Genomic DNA, 24,214 nt, shown 5'->3' on the forward strand with positions numbered 1-24,214 from the left:
AGCCCTGAACGGGCGGCTCGAACACCTCCGCGGCTCTGCCCTGGGCTTCCGCAACCTCACCAACTACATCGCCCGATGCCTACTCGAGACCGGCGGATTCAGAACCCACCCTGCTTTGGGATGAGCCGTCAAAGGTCCCTCACCCCCGCCGCGGTCAGCGCCTGGCGTCCCTCGTCGGTCACCCGCACCGATCGCGTGTGGCTCCCGCGCGCCAGCCAGCCTCGCTCCAGGCAGTGCTGGGCGAACGCGTCCGCCGCAGCGCCGGCCATGTGTTCCCGGCGCTAGGTCCAGTCGAGGCACGGCCGGACCAGCGCTCGGCGTGTGTCCCCGAGGTCCGGAACCTCCAATGACGACAGCCATTCCCGCCCGTCGGCCGTCAGCTCCCACGCCTCGGTCACCACCCCCAGGCGTCGCCATTCCTCGGTGAGGTGCAGCCCCAGCGCTCCCGCCAGGTGCCGATAGCACGTGCGCCCGGCCCGCAGCTCCGCGTCGACGCGCTGCGAGGACAGGTTGGGGGCGGCCGGTCGCTCACGGCCGCTGAGTTGGGCCAGCGCCTCGATCGCGTCGGCCACCGAGGCGTCAGTCAGGCGCAGATAGCGGTGGCGTCCCTGGCGCAACTCCGACACCAGTCCCACGGCCACGAGCTGGTCGAGGTGGGCCGAAGCCGTGCTGCGGGCGATCCCCGCGTACGCCGCCAGCTCGCCCGCCGTCCACGCGCGGTCGTCCAGGAGGGCCACGGCCATGGTGGCGCGCGACTCGTCGGCGAGGGCGCGGGCGACCCCGGCGAGGTCGGGCTGCGACGGTGTGGTGGCCATGGGCCCATTCAACCCCGGCGATGGTGCGGCGCCCACCGAACGGTCGGGACACCAGGGTCGAACCATGAGAACCCTCGTCATCAGTCCCTCGGTCCACTATTTCGGCTCCGCGGTGGTGATCGTCTCGACCAGCAACGCCGACGGCTCCACCAACCTGACCCCCATCTCCTCCACCTGGTCGCTGGAGGACCGCTATGTGCTCGGCATGCTGCGCGTCCACCGCGGTGCGGAGAACCTCGAACGCAACGGTCAGGCCGTGCTCAACCTCGTCGGCGCCCACCAGTGCGCCGCGGTGGAGGCCATCGCTCCGACCACCGGATCGCCCGAGGTGCCCGAACCCAAGCGGGGCGTCTATCGCCACGAGCCGGACAAGTGGAGCCTCGGCGGATTCACGCCGGAGCCCTCCGACCTCGTGGCTCCGGCACGCGTCGCCGAGTGCCCCGTGCAGCTCGAGGCGGAACTCGTCGACACGATGCCGATGAGCGCCCTGATGATGGCCTACCAACTGCGCGTACGCCGGGTCCACGCCCACGCCGACGCTTCGACTCGAGGCGCTCGCTCAGCCGACGCTTCGACTCGAGGCGCTCGCTCAGCCGACGCTTCGACTCGAGGCGCTCGCTCAGCCGACCGTCAGTGGGCCTTCGACACCGTCGACATGTGGAAGTCCGGCACGCGGATGGCCGGCATCGCCGTCAGCGTGAAGTAGTCGTTCCACTCACGACAGAGCGTGGGCTCGGCGCGCGACACCTCGCTGACGCGCCCCAGCAGCTCCACCGGCGACTCGTTGAACCTGAAGTTGTTCACCGCGCCCACGACCTCGCCGTCCTCGATCAGATAGACACCGTCGCGCGTGAGTCCGGTCATCAGCAGCCGCTCGGGATCGACCTCCCGCATGTACCACAGGCACGTCAGCAGAAGCCCCCGCTTCGTCGACGCGATCATGTCCTGCAGCGAGGCCGTTCCGTCGCCGTCCAGCCGCAGGTTCCACGTCGCCGGCCTCGGCTCGAGCCCCTGGTCGGCGGCCACCTTGCGCGTCCGCACCAGGTCGGCCAGTTGGCCGCGATCGACCCACGCCGTACGCGCGGTCGCAACTCCGTTGTCGAACACCGATTGTTCGCCCTCGGCCGAGGCGTGCGCAACGACGAACGGCGTCGTACGCAGCTCGGCGTCGGCGGGGTCGCTCGCCAAGGTGAGCGGGAGCTCGGACAGCCGGTCGCCGATGCGGGTCTCGCCCGGCTTTCCCTTGCGGGAGAAGGCATTCCGCCCCTCCGCGGCCGCGCGCGCACCCATGCCCCAATAGGCGCTGATCATCAGGTCGGCCACCGCCGACGGCGGCAGGATCGTCTCGTAGTCGCCCGCCGGCAGGTCGATGCGGTTCTCCGACCACGAAAGTCGCTCCAGGACCTCGTCGACGAGCGCCTCCGCGTCGATGTCGGCGAAGTCGACGGTCGCGCGCCCCACCCACGCCGAGCCGATCATGTCGGTGTGCTTGGCGTTCAACTCGACCCGGCCCATGGGCTGGGTGTGCCGCAGCCGCGTGCCCGCCGAGGTGCCGAGCCAGGTCGTCGTCAGGTGGTGTTCGGCGAAGCCGAACAGGAGGTGACTCCTCGCCTCGCCGGCGCTCGCTCGGAGATCGCGGCCGGCCGCGCGGCCGAAGCAGCGCCCCAGCCCGGCCGCGAACCCTTCCAGCACGGCGATCGACGTCTGGTCAGCCGCACGATCCCAGTCCTCGGAGACTCCGCCGTCGACCAGTGGCATCCCGTCCTCGGCGGGTGACGCGTCCGTGAGGCCGGCGATCGCCTTGTCCACCAGCGATCCCAGCGCCTCGGAGTCAGCCACCATGCCCTGCACCACCGAGGCGCAGCGGCCGCCGTCGCGGTCGGCGATCGCGATCACCGTGCCGGTGCGGCTGTGCATCTGCCCGTTCGTGGTCAGCGCGTTGTTGGCCCAACGGAGGTTGGCCTGCGTCGCCTCGTCGACGATGACCATGCAGGCGTCGGTCCGGTCGGCGGCGCGTTCGAGCGCCGCCTCGATCCACGCGGCGACCCGCGCGTCGGGGTTCGTCATCGTCCACCCTCCTGCGTCGTGTTGAGCACGTTGATGCCGCGGAACAGTGCGGCCGGTGTCCCGTGGGACACCGCGGCGACCTGGCCCGGCTGTCCCTTGCCGCAGTTCATGGCCCCCGCGAGCAGATAGGTCTCCGGGCCGCCCACCGCCTCCATCGAGCCCCAGAACTCCGTCGTCGTCGCCTGGTAGGCCACGTCGCGGACCTGTCCGGCCAGTTCGCCGTTCTCGATGCGGAAGAACCGCTGGCCGGTGAACTGGAAGTTGTAGCGCTGCATGTCGATCGACCACGACTTGTCGCCCACCACATAGAGCCCGCGCTCGACCCGCCCGATCAGTTCGGCCACCGAGGGTCCGTCCGGGTCGGCGGCCACGGACACGTTCGGCATGCGCTGCAGCGGGATGTGGCCGGGGGAGTCGGCGAAGGCGCAGCCGTTCGATCGCCCGAATCCCAACTCCCGCGCCATCTGTCGGTTCAGCTGATAGCCCACTAGCGTGCCGTCGCGCACGATGTCGAAGGTCTGCGCGGCCACGCCCTCGTCGTCCCACCCGATGGTCGCGAGGCCGTGCGGCGTGACGCGGTCGCCGGTCACGTTCAGCGCCTCCGACCCGTACGCCAAGGAGTTCAGCTGGTCGAACGTCGCGAACGACGTGCCCGCGTACGCCGCCTCATAACCCAGCGCGCGGTCGAGCTCGGTGCCATGGGCGATCGACTCGTGGATCGTCAGCCAGAGGTTCGACGGCTCGATCACCAGGTCGTACGCGCCCGCCTCCACCGACGGTGCGGCCGCGTGTTCCGCAAGCAGGGCAGGGATCGCGGCGACTTCGGCGTCGAAGTCCCAGCCGGTCCCCGTGAGGTATTCCCAGCCGCGCCCGACGGGCGGGGCCAGCGTGCGCATGGAGGCGAAGCCGTGGTCGCCGATGCTGACCGCCGTGAACTCCGGGTGGATGCGGACCCGCTGCTGCAGCGTCGACGTCCCGGCGAGGTCGGCATAGAACTTGTTCTCCTGCTGGAACAGCACCGACGCGTCGACGTGGTCGACTCCGTCGGCGTCCAGCAGCGCACGCGACAGCTCGACGAGGCGACCGACGCGATCGGATTCACTGACGGAGAAGGGATTCACTGCGTACGCGGACACCCATTCGCCGCGGTGCACCGGCTCGGGAGCCAGCTCGACCGACGCCCCGCCGAGCGACGCGGCGACCCTGGCCGTGGCGACGGACTGCTCCGCGATCGTGGCCGCGGCCCCGGACGTCAACGTGATGCCGGACGCGAAGCCCCACGCGCCCTGATGGACGACGCGCACCGCGAGCCCGAGGACCACACCGTCGTTGGCGCTCTCCAGCCGCCCGTCCCGCACCACCCGCGAGCCCTGCTCGAGCCGCTCGATGCGCACGTCGGCGTGCTCCGCCCCGAGGTCCTTGGCCCGCTGCAGCGCCGCATCGGCCAGCGCCTCCAGCGGCAGCGACGCGAATCGTTCGTCCACCCGGTGTTCACCCATGCGGCCACCCTAGGCCCCACCAGTAGCCTGACCCCCATGACCGTTGCCATCCGCGTCATCGCCTGCCTGGACGTGCACGACGGCCGGGTCGTCAAGGGCGTGAACTTCAGCGCCCTCCGCGACGCCGGCGACCCTGTCGAGCTCGCGGCCGCGTACGACCGCGCCCACATCGACGAGCTCACGTTCCTGGACATCTCCGCGTCCCACGAGGGCCGCGAGACGACCCGTGACGTCGTGCGGCGCACGGCCGAGAGCGTCTTCATCCCGCTCACGGTCGGCGGGGGAGTGGCGAGCGTGCAGGACGTCGACGACCTCCTGCGCACGGGGGCCGACAAGGTCGGGGTCAACACCGCGGCCATCCGCCGCCCCGAGCTCATCCGCGAGATCACGATGCGCTTCGGCAACCAGGTCCTCGTGCTGTCGGTCGACGCCCGCCGGGAGCCCGGCCAGCCGTCGGGATTCGGCGTCACCACCCACGGCGGCCGCACGGCCGCCGGGCTCGACGCGCTCGAGTGGGCGAAGCGCGCGGTCGACCTGGGGGCGGGCGAGATCCTGCTGAACTCGATGGACGCCGACGGGACGCGCGACGGCTTCGACGTCGAGATGATCGAGGCCATGCGGGCCGCCGTCCAGGTGCCGGTGATCGCGTCGGGCGGAGCGGGCGAGGTGGGCCACTTCGTCGACGCCGCCCGCGCCGGAGCCGACGCGGTGCTGGCCGCGAGCGTCTTCCATTTCGGCGCCGTACGTGTTGCTGACGTCAAGGCCGCCCTCGCCGAGGCCGGCTTCCCCGTGCGACTCGTGGAGGTGGATCCCCGTGCTGGTGTGGCTGCCGTGTGACGACCAGGTCGAGGCCGAACGACTGATGGGCCCGCTGCCCGACGGTGTCGAGGTCGTGGGCGTCCCCGACCCGAGCGCCCCGTGGCCCGATCGTCTGGACGAGGTGGAGTTCATCGCCCAGCCCTACCTGACCGGCGACGCGATCCTCGCGCGCGTCGACGAGATGCCGAACCTCAAGGCGGTGCAGCTGAGCCAGGCGGGCTTCGAGGGGCTGCGGGAGCTGCTCCCCGACGGCGTCACCCTCCACAACGCCGCGGGCGTCCATGACGCGGCCACCGCCGAGCTGGCGGTCGCGCTGATGCTGGCGTCGGGGCGGCGGCTCGACCACTACGCCCGGGCCCAGGAGCGAGGGGAGTGGGACCCGCGGTTCGGCATCAGCCTCGCCGACCGCCGCGTCCTCATCGTCGGGGCCGGCCGCATCGGTGGCGCCATCGAGCGCCGGTTGGAGGGCTTCGAGGTCGCCTCGATCGCCCGCGTCGCCCGGACCGCCCGCGACGGCATCCACGCCATCGACGAGCTCGACGACCTCCTGCCGACCGCCGACATCGTCTGCCTGATCTGTCCGCTCACGCCCGAGACCCGCCACCTCATGGACGCCCGGCGCCTCGCGCTGCTGCCGGACGACGCGCTCGTCGTGAACGTCGCGCGCGGACCCGTCGTCGACACCGATGCCCTGGTCGAGGCCTGCGCGACGGGTCGCATCCGCGCCGCCCTCGACGTCACCGACCCCGAGCCGCTCCCGCCCGGACATCCGCTCTGGGAGACCCCCGGCGTCATCGTCGTCCCCCACCGCGGCGGCGCCGCGACATCGTTCTTCCCCCGATTCCACGCGCTGCTCGCCGAGCAACTCCGGCGACTCGCGGCGGGCGAGGAACTCCTCCACCGCGTGAACTGAACGTGCCACACTGCTCCCATGGACTGCCTGTTCTGCTCGATCGTCGCCGGTGACATCCCTTCCAAGCAGGTGTACGCCGACGACCACGCGGTCGCCTTCCTCGACATCGCACCCTTCCATCGCGGCCACACGCTCGTCATCCCGCGCCGCCACGTCGACGACGTCCTCGCCGACCCGCCCGCGCTCACCGAGGTCGCGCCCGCCATCGAGGCGACGTCCCGCCTGCTCGTCGAGCGCCTCGACGCCGATGGCATGAACGTGTTCAGCTCGGCCGGGAAGGTCGCGGGCCAGGAGGTGTTCCACCTCCACGTCCACCTCGTGCCGCGCTATGCGAAGGCGCCCGGACTGCGCGGGCTCTTCCAGCGCGACGAGGCGGCTGCCGACGACCTCGACGCCGTGCACGCCCTGCTGACGCGGTGACGGGACCCCGGCCGACCGCCGCCTCCCGGGTCGGGCGCTTCGTCGTCGAACACCTCCCGGCGCTGGTGGTGGCGCTGCTCGTCGTCCCCTGGGTGATCAAGGACGGCTCGGCGTGGCCGTGGCGGCCCAACATGATCGATCTCGACGTCTATCGCCTGGCGGGGCGCACCCTGCTCGACGGGGGCGATGTCTATGCCGTGCGTACGCCCGGGTGGGACCTCCCCTTCATCTATCCGCCGATCGCCGCCCTGCTGATGGCGCCGCTGGGCCTGGTCCCGCGCACGGTCCTGCAACTGCTCTGGATCGTGGCCAACGTCCTCGCCCTCGGCCTCGTCCTGCGCCGCGCCGGTATCCGACGGGGGCCGACGCTCGGGGCACTCGGCGCCCTGCTCATGATCGCCGTCGAGCCGCTGCGCACGACGCTCGGCTACGGCCAGGTCAACCTCCTGCTGATGACCCTGGTCGTCGCCGACCTCCTGCCGGACCACCCGATCGGCCACGCGCGCCGCGGGCGCCATCGCCGGCGCGCCGGCATCCTGCTCGGCATCGCCGCGGCCATCAAGCTCACCCCGTTGCTGTTCGTGCTGTACGCCGTGGCGACCCGCCGCTGGCGTCTCGCGGTCGTCACCGTGACGACGTTCGTGGTCCTCACCGGCGTCGGGGCGCTCGCGATGCCGCACGCCTCGGCGACCTTCCTGCGCAAGGTCCTCGCCAACGACCTCTACGGCGACCCGAGGTACATCGGCAACCAGTCCCTGGTCGGCGCCATCAACCGATTGGGCACCTCGCCAACGATCCACGCCGTGGCGTTGGCCGCGGGGGTCGTGACCGCGGTCGTCGCCGCGCTCTGCGCCGCGCGCCTGCACGCCCGGCACGCTGGCGTGCTCGCCGTCGGCACCATCGGCGTCGCGACGTGCCTCGCCTCGCCGATCGCGTGGACCCACCACTACGTCTGGGCTGTCCTTGTCCTCATCGGCGCCGTGGCGCCGGCCGGCCTGCGCGTGCCGGTGTGGCTGCGGGCCGCGTACGCCGCGTGGGCCGTGTGGGTGGCGCTGTGCCCGGTGCTGGTGTGGGGTAGGGTCGGACCTGCAGCCGCTGCGGGCCGGGACCCGGGCCAGGTCGCGCTCGGCCTCGTGGGCCCGCTCTGGGCGACGCTGCTCGTGATGGCGACGCTCGCCTGGTTCATCGCCCCGGCGCGCACGGAGCCCGCCCGGGCAAGGTCCGGTTCCCGCATCGTGGGCCCGCCGGAGCGTACGCCTGCTCCGGAGTAGCCTCGTTGGTCCACGCACGGAAGGACCACGTCATGCCGCAGCTTCGTTCCCGCACGTCCACCCACGGTCGCAACATGGCCGGCGCCCGGTCGTTGTGGCGCGCCACCGGCATGGGAGATGACGACTTCGGCAAGCCGATCATCGCCATCGCGAACTCCTACACGCAGTTCGTGCCGGGCCACGTGCACCTCAAGGACATGGGTGACCTCGTCGCGTCGGCCATCGCCGAGGCGGGAGGTGTGTCGAAGGAGTTCAACACCATCGCGGTCGACGACGGCATCGCGATGGGCCATGGCGGCATGCTCTATTCGCTGCCGAGCCGCGAGCTGATCGCCGACTCGGTCGAATACATGGTCAACGCCCACTGCGCCGACGCGATCGTCTGCATCTCCAACTGCGACAAGATCACGCCCGGCATGCTGATGGCCGCGATGCGCCTCAACATCCCCGTGGTGTTCGTCTCGGGCGGCCCGATGGAGGCCGGCAAGGCGATGGTGCTCGACGGCGTGGCCTACCCCTCGACCGACCTGAGCTCGGCCATGTCCGCCACCGCCAACGACCAGATCGGCGACGCCGGCATCGACGAGATGGAGCGTTCGGCCTGCCCGACATGCGGCTCGTGTTCCGGCATGTTCACGGCCAACTCGATGAACTGCCTGACCGAGGCGCTCGGCCTGTCCCTGCCGGGCAACGGCTCGACGCTGGCCACCCACGCCGCCCGCCGTGAGCTGTTCCTCGAGGCCGGCCGGCGCGTTGTCGACCTGACCAAGCGCTACTACGACGGTGACGACGAGTCGGTCCTGCCGCGCAACATCGCGACGAAGGCCGCGTTCCGCAACGCCATGTGCCTCGACATCGCCATGGGCGGCTCGACCAACACGATCCTCCACACGCTCGCGACCGCCATCGAGGGCGAGATCGACTTCACCCTCGACGACATCCAAGACCTCTCGACGAAGGTGCCGTGCCTGTCCAAGGTTGCGCCGAACTCGCCGAAATACCACATGGAGGACGTCCATCGCGCCGGCGGAATCCCGGCCATCCTGGGCGAGCTCAACCGCGCCGGCCTGCTCGAGACCGACGTCCACAGCGTCCACTCCGACGACCTCCAGTCGTGGCTCGACGCGTGGGACGTCCGCGGCGGCAAGGCCACCGAGCAGGCCATCGAGCTGTTCCATGCGGCCCCGGGCGGCGTACGCACCACCCAGGCCTTCTCGACCGAGAACCGCTGGGACTCGCTCGACACCGACCAGGCCGACGGGTGCATCCGGTCGGTGGAGCATGCGTACACCGTCGACGGCGGGCTCGCGATCCTCTACGGCAACCTCGCCGAGCAGGGCTCGGTGATCAAGAGCGCCGGCGTCGACGAGTCGCTGTTCCACTTCGTCGGCGAGGCCATCGTCATGGAGTCGCAGGAGGAGGCCGTCGAGAAGATCCTCAACAAGGTCGTGCGTCCGGGCCACGTCGTCGTCATCCGCTACGAGGGCCCGAAGGGCGGCCCCGGCATGCAGGAGATGCTCTATCCCACGTCGTTCCTCAAGGGGCGCGGCCTCGGCACGCAGTGCGCGCTGATCACCGACGGCCGCTTCTCGGGCGCCACCTCCGGCCTGTCGGTCGGCCACGTGTCGCCCGAGGCGGCGGGCGGCGGCACCATCGGCCTCGTCCGCGACGGAGACGAGATCGAGATCGACATCCACGCGCGCAAGCTCCAGCTCAACGTCCCCGACGACGAGCTCGAGCGCCGGCGTGCTGAGATGGGGGAGACCTCGTGGCGCCCCGCCAACCGCGAGCGCGTGGTCAGCAAGGCCCTGCAGGCGTACGCGTCCCTGGTCCGGCCGGCGAGCTTCGGCGCTGTACGCGAGGTCAACTGAACGACACCGTTCACCCTGTCCGGATTCTGAGATCAGGTGTCCACGGATTGACACCAGTGCAGATCTGCGACAGGGTGAACGTGTGCAGCAGTGCCAGACTCTCGTCATCATCAAGCGTGTCGCCTGAGGTCGATCCCTCACCGCGACACGCTCCCTCGACGCCCACGGCGACGGGGGTTTTTTCGTATCGGGCCGATCCCCGATCCGAGGAAGCAGTTTCGAGATGAACGTGCTGATGACCCGGTGCGCAGGGCGCGTCGCCGGCCGTCACAGACGTAAAGGAACACACCATGAAGGTGAAGCAGGAGAAGGCAGCCGGGGTCGAGGCCCTGGTGGTGCCGCAGGCGCAGGACACCTCGGTGGGGGAGCCGGACACGACGCCCCCCGGGCGGGTCACCGGCTCGCAGTCGCTGGTCCGCTCGCTCGAGATGGTCGGGGCGGAGGTCGTCTTCGGCATTCCGGGCGGCGCGATCCTCCCGGCCTATGACCCCCTCTTCGATTCCGAGAAGGTACGCCACATCCTCGTCCGCCACGAGCAGGGCGCGGGCCACGCCGCCGAGGGGTACGCGGTCGCCACCGGCAAGGTCGGCGTCTGCATGGCCACGTCGGGCCCCGGCGCGACGAACCTCGTGACGCCGCTGGCGGACGCCTACATGGACTCGGTGCCGATCGTCGCGATCACCGGCCAGGTGGGCAGCGCGTCCATTGGCACGGACGCGTTCCAGGAGGCCGACATCCGCGGCATCACCATGCCGATCACCAAGCACAACTTTCTCGTCACGAAGCCCGAGGACATCCCCGAGGCCATCGCCGCGGCGTTCCACATCGCGTCGTCCGGCCGCCCCGGCCCGGTGCTCGTCGACATCACCAAGGACGCCCTGCAGGCCGAGACCGACTTCGTCTGGCCGGCCACCCTCGAACTGCCGGGCTATCGCCCCACCACGCGCCCCCACGGCAAGCAGCTGCGCGAGGCCGTACGCCTCCTCAAGGAGTCGCAGCGTCCCGTGCTCTATGTGGGCGGCGGCGTCATCCGCGCCCGCGCGTGGGCCGAGCTGCGTGAGTTCGCCGAGGAGACCGGCATCCCGGTCGTGACGACCCTGATGGCGCGGGGCGCGTTCCCCGACAGCCACGACCTCCACATGGGCATGCCCGGCATGCACGGCGCCGTGTCGGCCGTGGGCGCACTGCAGCGTGCCGACCTGCTGGTCGCCATCGGTACGCGGTTCGACGACCGCGTGACCGGCCACCTGCCGAGCTTCGCGCCGCTGGCCAAGGTGATCCACGCCGACGTCGACCCGGCCGAGATCTCGAAGAACCGCGTCGCCGACGTGCCGATCGTGGGCGACTGCCGCGAGGTGCTGAGCGGCCTGCTGCCGCTGGTCCGCGAAGCCGACCTGCCCGACTACGCCCCGTGGCACGCGCAGCTTTCCGAGATGCGGCGGAAATACCCGACCGGCTGGGACGAGCCCACCGACGGCACCCTGTCGCCCCAGCACGTGATCAAGCGCATCGGCGAGATCACCGGTCCGGACGCCTACTACGCCTCGGGCGTGGGGCAGCACCAGATGTGGTCGGCCCACTTCCTCCCGTTCGAGGAGCCCACCCACTGGCTCAACTCCGGCGGCCTCGGCACCATGGGCTACTGCGTCCCTGCGGCGATGGGCGCGCAGGTCGCGCAGCCCGAGTCGGTGGTGTGGGGCATCGACGGCGACGGCTGCTTCCAGATGACCAACCAGGAGCTCGTGACCTGTGCACTGGAAGGGATTCCGATCAAGATCGCGGTCATCAACAACCAGTCGCTCGGCATGGTGCGGCAGTGGCAGACCCTGTTCTACGAGGGTCGCTATTCCAACACCGACCTCAAGTCGAGCCGCATCCCCGACTTCCCGAAGCTCGCCGAGGCCATGGGCTGCGTCGGCCTGCGCTGCGAGAAGGCCGAGGACGTCGACGACACCATCCGCCAGGCGCTGGCCATCACCGACCAACCCGTCGTCGTCGAGTTCGTGGTCCACAAGGACGCCATGGTCTGGCCGATGGTGGCCGCCGGCACGAGCAACGACGCCATCAAGATCGCGCGCGACATGGCGCCCGAATGGGACGAGGAGCAGCTGTGAGCACCCCCATCCACACCCTGTCGGTCCTGGTGCTGGACCAGCCCGGCGTACTCACCCGCATCGCGGGCCTGTTCTCCCGGCGCGGCTTCAACATCCAGTCGCTCGCGGTGGGACCCACGGAACAGCCCAACCTGTCGCGCATCACCATCGTGGCGATGGTCGACGACTTCGCCCTCGAACAGCTGACCAAGCAGCTCAACAAGCTCGTCGAGGTGCTCAAGATCGTCGAGCTCGAGCCGACGGCCGTGCGCCGCGAACTCCTTCTGGTGAAGGTGCACTGCACCGGCGAGACCCGCGGCCAGGTGCTCGAGATCGTGTCGCTGTTCCGCTGCAAGACCGTCGACGTCGCCGCCGACTCGATCACGATCGAGGCGACCGGCGGGCCTGAGAAGATCGACGCCCTGCTGCGCATGCTGGAGCCCTACGGACTCAAGGAGCTCGTGCAGTCCGGCATGGTCGCGCTCGCCCGCGGCAGCCGCTCGCTGTCGGAGCGTACGCAGCGCAACGAGCGCTCGCGACCCATCCGCGTGGTGTGACGCTGTTCCATCCGCCGCACCACCCCGCAAACCCCAACCACACAACAAGAAGAACAAGGGAGAACCCACCGTGGCCACCGATCTGTACTACGACACCGACGCCGACCTCAGCCTGATCCAGGGGCGCAACGTCGCCATCCTCGGCTTCGGCAGCCAGGGCCACGCCCACGCGCTGTCGCTCCGCGACTCGGGTGTCGACGTCCGCGTCGGTCTGGCCGAGGGCTCGAAGAGCCGCGCGAAGGCCGAGGCCCAGGGCCTGCGCGTCCTCACGCCCTACGAGGCGTGCGAGGAGGCCGACCTGATCATGATGCTGGTGCCCGACCAGCATGCGGCGAAGCTCTACAAAGAGGCCGTCGAGCCGAACCTCGTCCCCGGCGACGCGCTCTTCTTCGCCCACGGCTTCAACATCCGCTTCGACTTCATCACCCCGCCCGAGGGCGTCGACGTCGCCATGGTCGCGCCCAAAGGCCCGGGCCACCTCGTGCGGCGCGAATACTCCGAGGGGCGCGGCGTGCCCGTGCTCGTCGCGGTCGAGCAGGACGCCAGCGGCAAGGCGTGGGACCTCGCCCTGTCGTACGCGAAGGCCATCGGCGGCCTGCGCGCCGGCGGCATCAAGACGACGTTCACCGAGGAGACCGAGACCGACCTGTTCGGCGAGCAGGCCGTGCTCTGCGGCGGCGCATCGGCGCTGATCCAGGCTGGCTTCGAGACGCTGGTCGACGCGGGCTACAAGCCCGAGGTGGCGTACTTCGAATGCCTGCACGAGCTGAAGCTGATCGTCGACCTGATGTATGAGGGAGGCATCGCCAAGCAGCGCTGGTCGATCTCCGACACCGCCGAGTTCGGCGACTACGTGTCGGGCCCGCGCGTCATCGACGACCACGTGAAGCAGAACATGAAGGACGTCCTCGCCGACATCCAGAACGGCTCGTTCGCGAAGCGGTTCATGGACGACCAGAGCTCGGGAGCCAAGGAGTTCAACGAGTTCCGCGCCAGGGGCGCCGAGCACCCGATCGAGAAGACGGGCGCCGAGCTCCGCGGCCTGATGGCGTGGGTGAAGTCGCACGACGACGACTACGTCGAGGGCACGGCGGCGCGCTGATCGCTCCTCGACTCGCTGGCGCTCGCTCGGAGAACGTTCCGGGCGGGCGCCAGCGGCGCTGATCACTCTTCGTCTCGCTGGTCCTACGCTCTCCGAGCGAGCACTTCGTCTCGGCCGTGGACGGCCTCGCTCAGCACAGGCGCCAGCGAGACGAGGAGCTACCGCGATCGCACGTGCAGGTGCACCGCGGTCCGCCCGTCGGGCTGCAGACCCTTCGAGACCTGCCAGATGCGGGGATCCGGCTTTTTGCCGTCGGTGCTGATGCGGCCGATGTTGGTCATGGTGCAGACGTCCTTGACCCCGGGGATCTGGGTCAAGGGGGTCGGGATGCCGGGCCTGCATTCGCCGAACTCTTTCACCAGCGTGGCGACGCCCGCTTCAGCCGACGCGGCGGGATAGATCAGCCGGGCGTCGAGGTCGTAGTCGTGGGTCTTGGTGAACACCGCGGACACGATCTGCGCGTCGTCGGGGATGTCCGCCTCCGCACGGGCCTCGATGTCGGCCAGCGTCATCGGTTCGCAGCGCTGGCCGATGAACTGGTTCTTGCAGTGCGACCCGTGCTCGTTGGTGAAGCTGAACATCGGCACCCCCCATCGGCCGGCGTTGCTGATGATGAACAGGAGTGCCGCGATGACGACCAGTCCCATCGCGGCCACGCCGACCACAGTCTTGAGCGACCTGCTGCGTCGCTTGCGGACCTGCTCGTCGAGGTGGGGATGCACCGTTGCCATGGACGTATCCTGCCCGAATCCGCGGGTCGTGGCGGGCGATCCGACGGGTGAACCTGATCAGCCCCGCCGAACGGCCACCAGCACCGCCGTGTCCTCGGCCACCAGGGCCTCCATGCTCGACACGCGCTCGTCCGAGAGCCACTCGAGCCGCATCACGTCGATGCCGGAGTGGTCGGTCGGCGGCCAGGTGTGGCAGGGGACGAGGTCGTCGATGACCACGATGCCGCCGGGCTCGACCAGTGTGATGACCTCGTCCACCTGGGTCGCCCGCGCGATGGCCGCGTCGAGGAACAGCAGCGAGAAGGGGCCGCGCCGCCCGAGCTCGGTCCAGTCGGCCGAGAGCACCTCGATGTCGTCACCGGCGAAGGTGTCGCGCGCCCCCAGGGCCCGCTCGTCGTCGAGTTCGGCGGTGATCACCCGCGTCGCGGTCGGCGCACCGCTGCGCAGCCACGCCGCGCCGACGCCGCACCCGGTGCCACACTCGGCGATCGTGCCGGTCCGCGTCGCGGCGAGGGTGGCGAGCAGGCGCCCCGTCTCGCTCCGGGTGGCCTCGATGAAGCCCTGCGAGAGCGACGCACGCAGCGCCTTGGTGACCAGCGGCGGCACATCGGGGTGGGAACTCACCGAAGCAGTGTGCCTGCGCGGGGCCGCGTACGCCGCGCGGTCCGCCATCCGGGACCGCTGGACGTTCATAAAGTGAGACGAAAGCGCCCATATACTGGATAGTAGGGCCGTGTCGGCGTAGATTCGGCCCCACGGAGAACCACTCGACGAACGAAAGGAGTCGCCATGTATGACATGTATCCCGCGGATTGGACCCGCGAGCAGTCGCGTGAGAAGGAGGCCAAGCCCGTCCTTCGTCGCCGCCAGCGCCGCACCGACTCGCGTTCGCCCGAGATTCCGGCGCGCCTCGAGCGCTGACCGTCCCCGCAGACGTCGCACGCCCCCGGCCATCAGGCCGGGGGCGTGTGTTCTTGGGGCAGCCGCCACGTTGGCTGAGCGAGCGCCTCGTGTCGAAGCCGCCGGCACTCGCTCCAACCGGAGCCCAGGGTCAGCCGCGCACCCGCGCTGCGATCGCGTCGCCGATCTCGGAGGTCGACCTGCGGCCGGTTCGCTCGGCGATGTCGGCGGTGACGGCGGCCCGGATGCGGTCGCCGTCGTCCTTGCGGCCGAGGTGGTCCAGCATGAGGGCCGCGGACAGAATGGCCGCCGTCGGGTCGGCGAGCTGCTGCCCGGCGATGTCGGGCGCCGACCCGTGGACCGGCTCGAACATCGAGGGGAAGGCGCCGCTGGGGTTGATGTTGCCCGAGGCCGCGAGCCCGATGCCGCCCGTGACCGCTGCCGCCAGGTCGGTCAAGATGTCGCCGAACAGGTTGTCGGTCACGATCACGTCGAAGCGGGCCGGGTCGGTCGCCATGAAGATCGTGGCGGCGTCGATGTGGAGGTAGTCGGTCTCGACCTGAGGGAACTCCGTGGCCACCGACTCGAAGACCCGCCGCCACAACGCGCCGGCGTGGACCAGCACGTTGTGCTTGTGCACCAGGGTCAGCCGGTTGCGGCGCTGGGTCGCCCGGACGAACGCGTCGCGCACCACGCGCTCGACCCCGTACGCGGTGTTCACGCTGACCTCGGTCGCGATCTCGTGGGGCGTGCCGGTGCGTACGTTGCCGCCATTGCCGCAATAGAGGCCCTCGGTGCCCTCGCGGACGACGACGAAGTCGATCTCGCGTCCGCCGACCACATCCTCGTTCAGTGGCGTCGGAACGCCGGGATAGAGGGTGGCCGGGCGCAGGTTGACGTGGTGGTCGTACGCGAACCTCAGCGCCAGGATCACGCCGCGCTCCATCAGGCCCGACGGCACCTCGGTGTCGCCCGGTGCGGCGCCGATCGCGCCGAACAGGATGGCGTCGGCGCGCGCGATCTCGGCGAGCTTCGCCTCGGGCAGCACCTCGCCGGTCCGCTTCCAGTGCTCGGCCCCGAGGTCGTGGTGGACGAGCTCGAAGGCGTCGTCACCGCAGGTGGCGGCGAGCACCTTCAGGCCCTCGGCGACCACCTCCGGGCCGATGCCGTCGCCGCCGATGACGGCGATCAGGGGGCGGTCTGCTGACGGGGAATGATCATGGGTCGACACCCGGCAAACCCTAATGACGCCACGACTTTCGAGGACGGTGTCTCACGACTCGGCAGGTGCGTTAGTTTGCTGCCATGACCCTGATGTTCGACGTGCGACCCCATTCCCAGCCTGCGACGGAGCAGGATCGGGCAGCCGTGCTGGCCAACCCCGGATTCGGCACCACCTTCTCCGACCACATGGCCGTGGCCACCTGGACCCGCAGCGACGGCTGGCACGACTCAGCCGTCGTGCCCTACGGGCCGTTCAGCCTGCAGCCCGCTGCCGGCGTGTTCCACTACGGCCAGGAGATCTTCGAGGGCCTCAAGGCCTATCGGCACGCCGACGGCTCGATCTGGACCTTCCGCCCCGACATGAACGCCGCCCGCTTCGTGAAGTCGGCCCATCGCCTCGGCCTGCCGGAGTTCCCCATCGGGGACTTCATCGGCTCGGTCGACGCGCTGGTGTCGGCCGACCGCAACTGGGTGCCCGAGCCGGGCGACGGCGAGGCCAGCCTGTATCTGCGCCCGTTCATGTTCGCCTCGGAGGCGTTCCTCGGCGTCCGCGCGGCCGAGCACGTCACCTACTGCTGCATCGCGAGCCCGGCGGGTGCGTACTTCCCGACGGGTGTGAAGCCGGTCGGCATCTGGGTCACGTCGCAGTATTCGCGCGCCGGCGCCGGCGGAACGGGCGCTGCCAAGTGCGGCGGCAACTACGCGTCCTCGCTGCTCGCGCAGCAGGAGGCCACGACCCACGGCTGCTCGCAGGTGCTGTTCGCCGACGCCGGTACGCACCGGTTCGTCGAGGAGCTCGGCGGCATGAACGTGTTCTTCGTCAACAAGGAGGGCGAGCTCGTCACCCCGGCGCTGTCGGGGTCGATCCTCGAGGGCGTGACGCGCGGCTCGATCCTCGGGCTGGCCGCCGACCGCGGCCTCGTCGCGACCGAGCGGCCCGTCGAGATGACGGAGCTGTTCGACGGCATCCGCTCGGGCGACATCAAGGAGGTCTTCGCCTGCGGCACCGCCGCGGTGATCACCCCCATCGGCTGGTTCCTGACCGAGGACGGCGAGCGCTACGAGGTCGGCGACGGCGGCGTGGGCCAGCACACCCAGGCGATGCGTACCCACCTCCTCGACGTGCAGTACGGCCGGGCCGAGGACACGCACGGGTGGATGCACCGGGTCTGCTGATGGCAGAGCGGGGCGCCGCCACGTTGGCTGAGCGAGCGCGTTCCCACGTTGGCTGAGCGAGCGCGTTCCCACGTTGGCTGAGCGAGCGCCAGCGAGTCGAAGCCACCTTCGACTCGGGCAGCCTCCCCGTCACCCCAGCCGGTCGATGACCACCGGCCGCGCCGCGTACGCCTCCCCGACCTCCACCGCGTCGGTGAGCGCCTCGCGGGCACGGGCGAAGCGGTCCTCGTCGTCGGTGAGGAGCGTGAACAGCGGGTCGCCGGCGCGTACGCGGTCGCCGGGCTTGGCGTGCATGACCACGCCGGCGCCTGCCTGCACCGGGTCCTCCTTGCGCGCGCGACCGGCGCCCAGGCGCCAGGCCGCGAGGCCGACGCCCATGGCGTCCAGGCGCGTGACGACGCCGTCGGCGTCGGCGGTGACCGTGTCGTTGTGACGGGCCGTCGGCAGGTCGGCGTCGGGGTCACCGCCCTGCGCGGAGATCATCGCCTTCCACGTGTCCATGGCCCTGCCGGAGGCCAACACCTCGGCGGGGTCGACATCGCGTACGCCGGCCCCCGCCAGCATCTCGCGGGCCAGCGCCACGGTGAGCTCGACGACATCGGCGGGACCGCCGCCGGCCAGCACCTCGACCGACTCGGCCACCTCGATCGCGTTGCCGGCCGTCAGCCCGAGCGGTGTCTCCATGTCGGTGAGCAGGGCGACGGTGTGGACACCCGCGTCCTTGCCGAGGCGCACCATGGTCTCGGCGAGGCGGCGCGCGTCGGCCTCGGTCTTCATGAACGCGCCCGCGCCGACCTTGACGTCGAGCACCAGACAGCCGGTGCCCTCGGCGATCTTCTTGCTCATGATCGAGCTCGAGATCAGCTCGACCGACTCGACGGTGCCGGTGACGTCGCGCAGGGCGTACAACTTCTTGTCAGCCGGGGCCAGGCCGGAGCCCGCGGCGCAGATCACCGCGCCGACCTCCTCGAGCTGGCGCAGCATCTCCGCGTTGGACAGCGCGGCGCGCCAGCCGGGGATGGCCTCGAGCTTGTCGAGGGTGCCGCCGGTGTGGCCGAGCCCGCGGCCCGAGAGCTGGGGGACCGCGACGCCGCAGGCCGCGACGAGCGGGGCCAGCGGGAGGGTGATCTTGTCGCCGACGCCGCCGGTGGAGTGCTTGTCGGCCGTGGGGCGCGACAGCGACGAGAAGTCGAGGCGCTCGCCGGTGGCGATCATGGCGTTGGTCCAGCGGGACAGCTCCGCGGGCTGCATGCCGCGGAAGAAGATGGCCATGGCGAGGGCCGACATCTGCTCGTCGGCGATCGTCCCAGAGGTGTAGGCCTCGATGATCCAGTCGACCTGGGCGTCGGTGAACGTGCCCCCGTCGCGCTTGGTGCGGATCATCTCTACGGCGTCGAAGCTGCTCATGGGCCCATCCTCGCGCATTCGTCCATCGTCCGCATCGTGCCGCAACTGGACCGCGCGGGATCGCGCCGCCTGCGATCCGGCGTACTTCGCTAGGGTTGGGGAATGCGAATCGCGCGCTATTCCACGGGGGGCGACCCCAAGTACGGCATCGTCGAGCTCGAGTCCGATGGGGGCAAGCACCCCGACACCATCGCCGCCCTCAACGGTGACCCGCTGGCCATGCCGGTGCAGCTGACGGGGGAGCGTACGCCGCTGGCCGACGCGCGCCTCCTCGCCCCGGTCATCCCCCGCAGCAAGGTGGTCTGCGTCGGCAAGAACTATGCGGCCCACGCCGCGGAGATGGGCGGCGAGGTGCCGGCCGAGCCGTTGACGTTCTTCAAGCCCAACACCGCAGTCATCGGCCCGAACGAGGCCGTGGTCCACCCGTCGTGGTCCGACTCGGTCTCCTACGAGGGCGAGCTCGCCGTCGTGATCGGGCGCATCTGCAAGGAGGTGCCGGTCGAGCGGGCCCAGGACGTGATCTTCGGCTACACCATCGCCAACGACATGACGGCGCGCGACAAGCAGAAGACCGACGGGCAGTGGGCGCGGGCCAAGGGTTTCGACACCTCGTGCCCGCTGGGTCCGTGGATCACGAGCCACTATTCGATCGAGGACGCCGGCAACCTCACGCTGACCACGACGGTCGACGGCGAGGTGCGCCAGCAGGGGTCGACGAGCCAGATGGTGCGTTCGATCGCGGAGATCATCGCCCACGTGTCGAGCTACACCACGCTGCTGCCCGGTGACGTGATCCTGACCGGCACGCCCGAGGGCGTCGGCATCGTCAAGCCCGGCAGCGAGATCACCATCGAGATCGAGGGCATGGGCGCGCTGACCAACACCGTCGTCGCGGCCGACGCCGCGCCTCCGGGCGCCTTCACCGTCCCCGACGACGACTCCGAGAACCTCGACAACCCCGACACCGTAGGAGACCAGCAGTGACCTCACCCGCCGACCACGCCGGAGACCTCGACGTCCTGGGAGGCATCGACCCGGCGGAGGTGCGCGTACGCTTCCCGCCGTCGCCGACCGGCAACCTCCACGTGGGCAACGTACGCAGCGCCCTGTTCAACTGGGCGTTCGCCCACCACTACGGGGGCAAGCTGGTGCTGCGCATCGAGGACACCGACGCGGCCCGCTCGACCGAGGAGTCGATGCGCGGGGTGCTGGAATCGCTGCGCTGGTTGGGATTGACGTGGGACGAGGGCCCCGAGGTCGGTGGCCCCCACGAGCCCTACCTCCAGTCGCAGCGCCGCGGCACCTATGGCGACGTCGTCGCGAAGCTGCTCGAGGGCGGGTACGCCTACCGCGACGCCCACACGCGCGAGGAGCTCGAGGAGCTCGGCGACGCGGCGATCCATCGCGACCCCGCGAACCCGTGCCCGACGCTGCCGGCCGACGAGGTCGAGCGCCGGCTGGCGGCGAGGGAGTTCGTCGTCCGCATGCACGTGCCCGACCGCGACATCACCTTCACCGACCTCGTGCGCGGCCCGGTGACGTTCAAGGCCGAGCACGTGCCCGACTACGTGATCGTGCGCGGCAACGGCGATCCCCTGTACACGTTGGTGAACCCGGTCGACGACGCGCTCATGGGCATCACCCACGTGCTGCGCGGCGAGGACCTGTTGTCGTCGACGCCGCGCCAGATCGTGCTCTACGAGGCGCTGCGCGACCTGGGTGTCGGGCCCGGGCGTACGCCGATGTTCGGCCACCTGCCGATCGTGATGGGGGAGGGCAATCGCCGCCTGTCCAAGCGCGACGCCGGGTCGGGCCTCGCAGAATATCGCGAGCGCGGCTTCCTCCCGGAGGGCCTGTTGAACTACCTCGCGCTGCTCGGTTGGTCGATCGCCGAGGACCGCGACATCTTCACCCTGGCGGAGATGGCCGACGCGTTCGACATTCGCCGCGTGAACCCCAACCCCGCGCGGTTCGACCCGAAGAAGTGCGAGGCGATCAACGCGGCCCACATCCGCATGACGCCCGACGACGAGTTGGCCGACGCCCTTGTGCCGTTCCTCGTCGGGGCCGGGGTCACGACCGACCCGCCCCAGGAGGACGAGCTCGCCCTGCTGCGCGGCGCGACGCCGCTGATCAAGGAGCGCCTGAACACGCTGTCGGAGGCGGTCGACAAGGTCCGCTTCCTCTTCCTGGCCGACGATTCCATCGAGATCGAGGAGAAGGCGGCGCTCAAGCCCGAGGAGGCCGGCGTGCTCGACGCCGCGACCGCGGCGCTGTCGGAGATCGGCGAGTTCACCGCCGCCGAGATCGAGGCGGCCCTGCGGGCGTCCCTGGTCGACGGCCTGGGCCTGAAGCCCAAGTTCGCCTTCGGCCCCGTGCGTACGGCGATCACCGGCAGCAAGGTGTCGCCGCCGCTGTTCGAGTCGATGGAACTGCTCGGCCGCGACTCGTCGCTGTCGCGCATCGCGCGAGCCCGCGCGACGCTGGCCTGATGGCGGCGACCGTCGGCCGGGCCGCGGGATCGCCGCCCGAGGCCGGCACGCTGGGACTGCCGCCGAGCGGGGCGCTCTATCCGCGCATCCTCACCGGCGGCTTCTATGGCCCCGTTATCGGGGTCGTGTGCTTCCTCGTGGCTGCCTCGGCGTGGCTGCTGTCGGCGGGGCTCGTGGGAGACGTCGTCCTCAGGATCGCCCACGCGGTCGGCCACCGCGACGTCGCGTACGCCGACTTCGCCACGGCGGCGCGCGGATTCCACCACTGGGAAGGGATGCTGGCCGCCCACCTGTCGATCGCGATCCTCATCCCGATCTCGTGGGCACTGGTGCGCTTCGTCCACCGGCTGCGCGGCGGCTGGCTCGTCTCGGTGTGGGCGGCGCCGCGCTGGCGCTACCTCGCGGCGTGCTTCCTGATCTCGCTCGTCGTGTTCGGGACCTATGTGTCGACGCTGCCGTTGCGCGGCCAACCGCTGCAACTCCATCCCCAGCAGGGGTTCTGGGCGTTCCTCGTCGTCATCCTGCTGACCTCGCCGCTGCAGGCGATCGCCGAGGAGGTGTTCTTCCGCGGCTACCTCCTGCAGGCGTTCGGCGGACTGGCGCGTACGCCGTGGGTCGGCATCGTCGCGTCCGCGCTGGTCTTCGCCCTCTTCCACGGGACGCAGAACGTGCCGCTGTTCGTCAGTCGCTTCGTGTTCGGGCTGCTGGCCGGGTGGCTGGTCGTCCGCACGGGCGGGCTCGAGGCCGGCATCGCCGCCCACGTGGTGAACAACGTGTTCGCGTTCACACTCGCCGGCCTGACGAGCACCATCGCGGCCGCGCGCGGGCTCACCGTGATCACCTGGACGGCCGCCTTCGGTGACGTGCTGACCTTCGCCGCCGTGGCCCTCGGGGCGGCCGTCGTCGCCCGCTTGATGGCGGTGCCGAACACGGTCCCCGCACGCCTCGGGCAGGCCGTGCCCGACGGCCCGGAGAACCGCGCGTGACACGGGCGCCCGGATTGGCGTACGGGCGGGAAATGCTCTAGTGTTTACCCTCGTGCCGGAGCGAGAGCGACGGCGCGATGCGGCCCCTCGCGGGGCCGTTGGGGTATGGTGTAATTGGCAGCACGACTGATTCTGGTTCAGTTAGTCTAGGTTCGAGTCCTGGTACCCCAGCGCAGGAAGAGTGTCCGATCCCGCTGGGTCGTGGTGCCACTTCTTGGCTAGGGCCCCGTTGTGTAGCGGCCTAGCACGCCGCCCTCTCAAGGCGGTAGCGCGGGTTCGAATCCCGTCGGGGCTACGACTCTCCTCACCCTCACCGGTGGCGGAGGGTTTGCTGGGGCCCCGTTGTGTAGCGGCCTAGCACGCCGCCCTCTCAAGGCGGTAGCGCGGGTTCGAATCCCGTCGGGGCTACAAGAGTCGTCGATCGAGCCGGGCCTTCGGGCCCGGCTCGATCACGTTGGGGTGCTTGAAGCTCGCGTCACCCCAGCGGTGGCGCCAGTTGCCAGCCGCGCCCGAGCAGGGCGCCGACGGCCGCGTACGCCTGCGCCAGTCGCGCCGGCTCCGAGCCGCGGACCTCGATCCACTCGACGCCCCAACCCGTGAGCACCTGGCGGAACCGTTCCTGCATCGCGTGGCGGATGTGCTCGCCGTCGCGCATGCCGTCCTGCACAATGGGGATCTCGTCGCCGGTGAGGACATAGAGGTCGGGACGCCAGGCCTCTGCGCGCTCCCACAGCGACTCCAGCCGCCCGCCGACATAGCGCTCGAACCACAGGCACGTCGCGAGGACGTCGGTGTCGGAGACGACAACGGGCACGGGCGTGGATCGGAGCGCCTCGACCTCCTGCCGCTGGTGTTCCACGGCGATCAGCTCGAACTCGGCGGGGTGCCACTGCGCGTCGAGACCGCCGGGGCGTACGCCGCTCCACGTGCGGCCGAACTCGGGGACCCACGGGCAGCCCAGGCGGGCGGCCAGGTGTCTCGCCAACGTGGTCGAGCCGGTCGACTCGGCCCCCAGCACGACGACCCGTCGCGCGAGGTCGGCGCGGACCGTGGGGGAGAGCGCCCACCAATGACCGGGAACGTCGGTGCGGACGGCGGTGCCGGAGACCGGCGTCGCCACGCGACCCGGGTCGACCCGGACCCACGCGGCGTCGAGCCTGCGCCCCAGTTCCGCCCCGTACGCGTCGGAGGTGAACACCGCGTCGACCGGCGCGTCCAGCAGGTCGTGGATCACCACCTCGGGCGCGGCCTTCGTCACCTCGACGTCCGTCGGAGCGCTCAGCGCGCGGCGCCACTGCACCAGCCCGACCACGCACATCGCGAGGAACAGCACGTAGAGGGCGGACGTGAGATGGAGACCCTTGTGCCAATAGAGGGCGATGTAGAGCACGTCGGCGGTGATCCAGAGCCACCAGTGGCCGATCCACTTGCGGTTGAGCATCAGCTGCGCGCCGAGCGACAGTGCAGTCGTGACGGCGTCCCACACGGGAACCGTCGAATCGGTGTTGGAGGTGAGGACGCGCCAGAGGACGGCGGTCGCGGCACCCACAGCCGCCAGGACCGCCGCCCAGGCCCAGGCTGGCGTACGCCGGACCACGAGCGCGGTGTGGTCGACGCCACCGCGCAGCCACCAGTACCAGCCGAGGGCGGCGAGCCCGAGGTAGACGACCTGGAGCCACGCGTCGGCGTACAACCCCGTCTGGAGGAACAGGACGAAGAAGAAGACGTTGTTGGCGATGCCGACGGGGAAGTTCCAGATGTTGCGGCGGACGGTCAGCCAGACGCAGATGGCGCCGGTGACGAAGCCGAGGATCTCGGTCCAGGACAAAGTGACCCCTTTAACGTGTGAGCGACGTTAAGTGTACGCAGGG

The 24,214-nt window shown here is 70.4% G+C and carries 22 protein-coding genes and 3 tRNA genes; 17 read left to right on the top strand and 8 right to left on the bottom strand.

The features are described 5' to 3' along the window. Nucleotides 1-281 precede the first annotated feature (281 nt). The gene (locus ACYVAG_RS15145; protein ID WP_460771021.1) at nt 282-815 is read right to left on the bottom strand and encodes an ArsR/SmtB family transcription factor; all 534 of its coding nucleotides are present in this window, start codon (nt 813-815) and stop codon (nt 282-284) included. A 64-nt stretch (nt 816-879) separates the two neighbouring features. On the opposite strand from ACYVAG_RS15145, the gene ACYVAG_RS15150 reads away from it, so the two are divergent. Then, nucleotides 880-1,521 carry a flavin reductase family protein gene (locus ACYVAG_RS15150; RefSeq protein ID WP_460771023.1) on the top strand — a complete coding sequence of 214 codons (642 nt, stop codon included), beginning with the start codon at nt 880-882 and terminating at the stop codon, nt 1,519-1,521. On the opposite strand, the gene ACYVAG_RS15155 is transcribed toward ACYVAG_RS15150, so the two are convergent. Together ACYVAG_RS15155 and ACYVAG_RS15160 are read right to left on the bottom strand one after the other, a co-directional pair. After that, entirely contained in the window at nt 1,446-2,882 is a 1,437-nt protein-coding gene (locus tag ACYVAG_RS15155; protein WP_460771025.1) for a metallopeptidase TldD-related protein, read from the bottom strand. The two genes, ACYVAG_RS15150 and ACYVAG_RS15155, sit on opposite strands and share 76 nt — an antisense overlap. Continuing rightward, nucleotides 2,879-4,381 (bottom strand): TldD/PmbA family protein, encoded by a 1,503-nt coding sequence (locus ACYVAG_RS15160; RefSeq protein ID WP_460771026.1) that lies wholly within the window; start codon nt 4,379-4,381, stop codon nt 2,879-2,881. The genes ACYVAG_RS15155 and ACYVAG_RS15160 overlap by 4 nt, the downstream gene beginning before the upstream one ends. A 36-nt stretch (nt 4,382-4,417) precedes the next feature. On the opposite strand from ACYVAG_RS15160, the gene hisF reads away from it, so the two are divergent. The 8 genes from hisF (at nt 4,418) to ilvC (ending at nt 13,427) form a co-directional block, all read left to right on the top strand. Continuing rightward, a complete protein-coding gene (gene hisF, locus ACYVAG_RS15165; protein WP_460771028.1) occupies nt 4,418-5,218 on the top strand; it encodes an imidazole glycerol phosphate synthase subunit HisF in 801 nt (266 codons plus the stop codon). Further along, the gene (locus ACYVAG_RS15170; RefSeq protein WP_460771029.1) at nt 5,196-6,113 is read left to right on the top strand and encodes a 2-hydroxyacid dehydrogenase; all 918 of its coding nucleotides are present in this window, start codon (nt 5,196-5,198) and stop codon (nt 6,111-6,113) included. Before hisF ends, ACYVAG_RS15170 begins: the two co-directional genes overlap by 23 nt. Nucleotides 6,114-6,131: 18 nt before the next feature. After that, a complete protein-coding gene (locus ACYVAG_RS15175) occupies nt 6,132-6,533 on the top strand; it encodes an HIT family protein (protein WP_460771030.1) in 402 nt (133 codons plus the stop codon). Continuing rightward, nucleotides 6,530-7,804, top strand: coding sequence for a glycosyltransferase 87 family protein (locus tag ACYVAG_RS15180; protein WP_460771032.1), 1,275 nt, complete (start codon nt 6,530-6,532; stop codon nt 7,802-7,804). Before ACYVAG_RS15175 ends, ACYVAG_RS15180 begins: the two co-directional genes overlap by 4 nt. 32 nt (nt 7,805-7,836) lie before the next feature. Further along, nucleotides 7,837-9,675, top strand: a complete 1,839-nt coding sequence (ilvD, locus tag ACYVAG_RS15185) for a dihydroxy-acid dehydratase (RefSeq protein ID WP_460771034.1) — start codon at nt 7,837-7,839, stop codon at nt 9,673-9,675. Nucleotides 9,676-9,965: 290 nt separating this feature from the next. Further along, on the top strand, nt 9,966-11,789 hold the full coding sequence (locus ACYVAG_RS15190) for an acetolactate synthase large subunit (protein WP_460771035.1): 1,824 nt from the start codon (nt 9,966-9,968) through the stop codon (nt 11,787-11,789). Continuing rightward, entirely contained in the window at nt 11,786-12,325 is a 540-nt protein-coding gene (gene ilvN / locus ACYVAG_RS15195) for an acetolactate synthase small subunit (protein WP_460771037.1), read from the top strand. The genes ACYVAG_RS15190 and ilvN overlap by 4 nt, the downstream gene beginning before the upstream one ends. A gap of 70 nt (nt 12,326-12,395) precedes the next feature. Continuing rightward, complete coding sequence (ilvC, locus tag ACYVAG_RS15200) at nt 12,396-13,427, top strand: ketol-acid reductoisomerase (RefSeq protein WP_460771038.1); 1,032 nt, start codon at nt 12,396-12,398, stop codon at nt 13,425-13,427. Between the two features lie 158 nt (nt 13,428-13,585). On the opposite strand, the gene ACYVAG_RS15205 is transcribed toward ilvC, so the two are convergent. Both ACYVAG_RS15205 and ACYVAG_RS15210 read right to left on the bottom strand, forming a co-directional pair. After that, entirely contained in the window at nt 13,586-14,158 is a 573-nt protein-coding gene (locus tag ACYVAG_RS15205; protein ID WP_460771040.1) for a hypothetical protein, read from the bottom strand. A 57-nt stretch (nt 14,159-14,215) separates the two neighbouring features. Then, on the bottom strand, nt 14,216-14,782 hold the full coding sequence (locus ACYVAG_RS15210; RefSeq protein ID WP_460771041.1) for an O-methyltransferase: 567 nt from the start codon (nt 14,780-14,782) through the stop codon (nt 14,216-14,218). Between the two features lie 165 nt (nt 14,783-14,947). On the opposite strand from ACYVAG_RS15210, the gene ACYVAG_RS15215 reads away from it, so the two are divergent. Then, on the top strand, nt 14,948-15,079 hold the full coding sequence (locus ACYVAG_RS15215; RefSeq protein ID WP_460771043.1) for a hypothetical protein: 132 nt from the start codon (nt 14,948-14,950) through the stop codon (nt 15,077-15,079). 130 nt (nt 15,080-15,209) lie between these two features. Here ACYVAG_RS15215 and ACYVAG_RS15220 read toward each other — a convergent pair whose 3' ends face one another. Further along, the gene (locus ACYVAG_RS15220) at nt 15,210-16,289 is read right to left on the bottom strand and encodes a 3-isopropylmalate dehydrogenase (RefSeq protein ID WP_460771045.1); all 1,080 of its coding nucleotides are present in this window, start codon (nt 16,287-16,289) and stop codon (nt 15,210-15,212) included. A 74-nt stretch (nt 16,290-16,363) separates the two neighbouring features. Between ACYVAG_RS15220 and ACYVAG_RS15225 the strand changes: the two genes are divergently transcribed. Next, complete coding sequence (locus ACYVAG_RS15225) at nt 16,364-17,458, top strand: branched-chain amino acid aminotransferase (protein WP_460771047.1); 1,095 nt, start codon at nt 16,364-16,366, stop codon at nt 17,456-17,458. Between the two features lie 129 nt (nt 17,459-17,587). On the opposite strand, the gene ACYVAG_RS15230 is transcribed toward ACYVAG_RS15225, so the two are convergent. Beyond that, on the bottom strand, nt 17,588-18,865 hold the full coding sequence (locus tag ACYVAG_RS15230) for a thymidine phosphorylase (RefSeq protein WP_460771049.1): 1,278 nt from the start codon (nt 18,863-18,865) through the stop codon (nt 17,588-17,590). 102 nt (nt 18,866-18,967) lie between these two features. On the opposite strand from ACYVAG_RS15230, the gene ACYVAG_RS15235 reads away from it, so the two are divergent. The 6 genes from ACYVAG_RS15235 (at nt 18,968) to ACYVAG_RS15260 (ending at nt 22,751) form a co-directional block, all read left to right on the top strand. Then, the gene (locus ACYVAG_RS15235) at nt 18,968-19,849 is read left to right on the top strand and encodes a fumarylacetoacetate hydrolase family protein (RefSeq protein WP_460771051.1); all 882 of its coding nucleotides are present in this window, start codon (nt 18,968-18,970) and stop codon (nt 19,847-19,849) included. After that, nucleotides 19,846-21,357: a glutamate--tRNA ligase gene (gene gltX / locus ACYVAG_RS15240; RefSeq protein WP_460771052.1), complete on the top strand. Its 1,512-nt coding sequence runs from the start codon at nt 19,846-19,848 to the stop codon at nt 21,355-21,357. Before ACYVAG_RS15235 ends, gltX begins: the two co-directional genes overlap by 4 nt. Continuing rightward, complete coding sequence (locus ACYVAG_RS15245; RefSeq protein WP_460771054.1) at nt 21,357-22,343, top strand: lysostaphin resistance A-like protein; 987 nt, start codon at nt 21,357-21,359, stop codon at nt 22,341-22,343. The genes gltX and ACYVAG_RS15245 overlap by 1 nt, the downstream gene beginning before the upstream one ends. Nucleotides 22,344-22,442: 99 nt before the next feature. After that, nucleotides 22,443-22,514: transfer RNA gene (locus ACYVAG_RS15250), tRNA-Gln, on the top strand. A 51-nt stretch (nt 22,515-22,565) separates the two neighbouring features. Continuing rightward, a tRNA-Glu gene (locus ACYVAG_RS15255) sits at nt 22,566-22,638 on the top strand. A gap of 40 nt (nt 22,639-22,678) precedes the next feature. Further along, nucleotides 22,679-22,751, top strand: a tRNA-Glu gene (locus ACYVAG_RS15260). Between the two features lie 67 nt (nt 22,752-22,818). Here ACYVAG_RS15260 and pnuC read toward each other — a convergent pair. After that, nucleotides 22,819-24,171: a nicotinamide riboside transporter PnuC gene (gene pnuC, locus ACYVAG_RS15265; protein ID WP_460771055.1), complete on the bottom strand. Its 1,353-nt coding sequence runs from the start codon at nt 24,169-24,171 to the stop codon at nt 22,819-22,821. Nucleotides 24,172-24,214: the final 43 nt, after the last annotated feature.

It is taken from the genome of Mariniluteicoccus flavus (assembly GCF_054776655.1).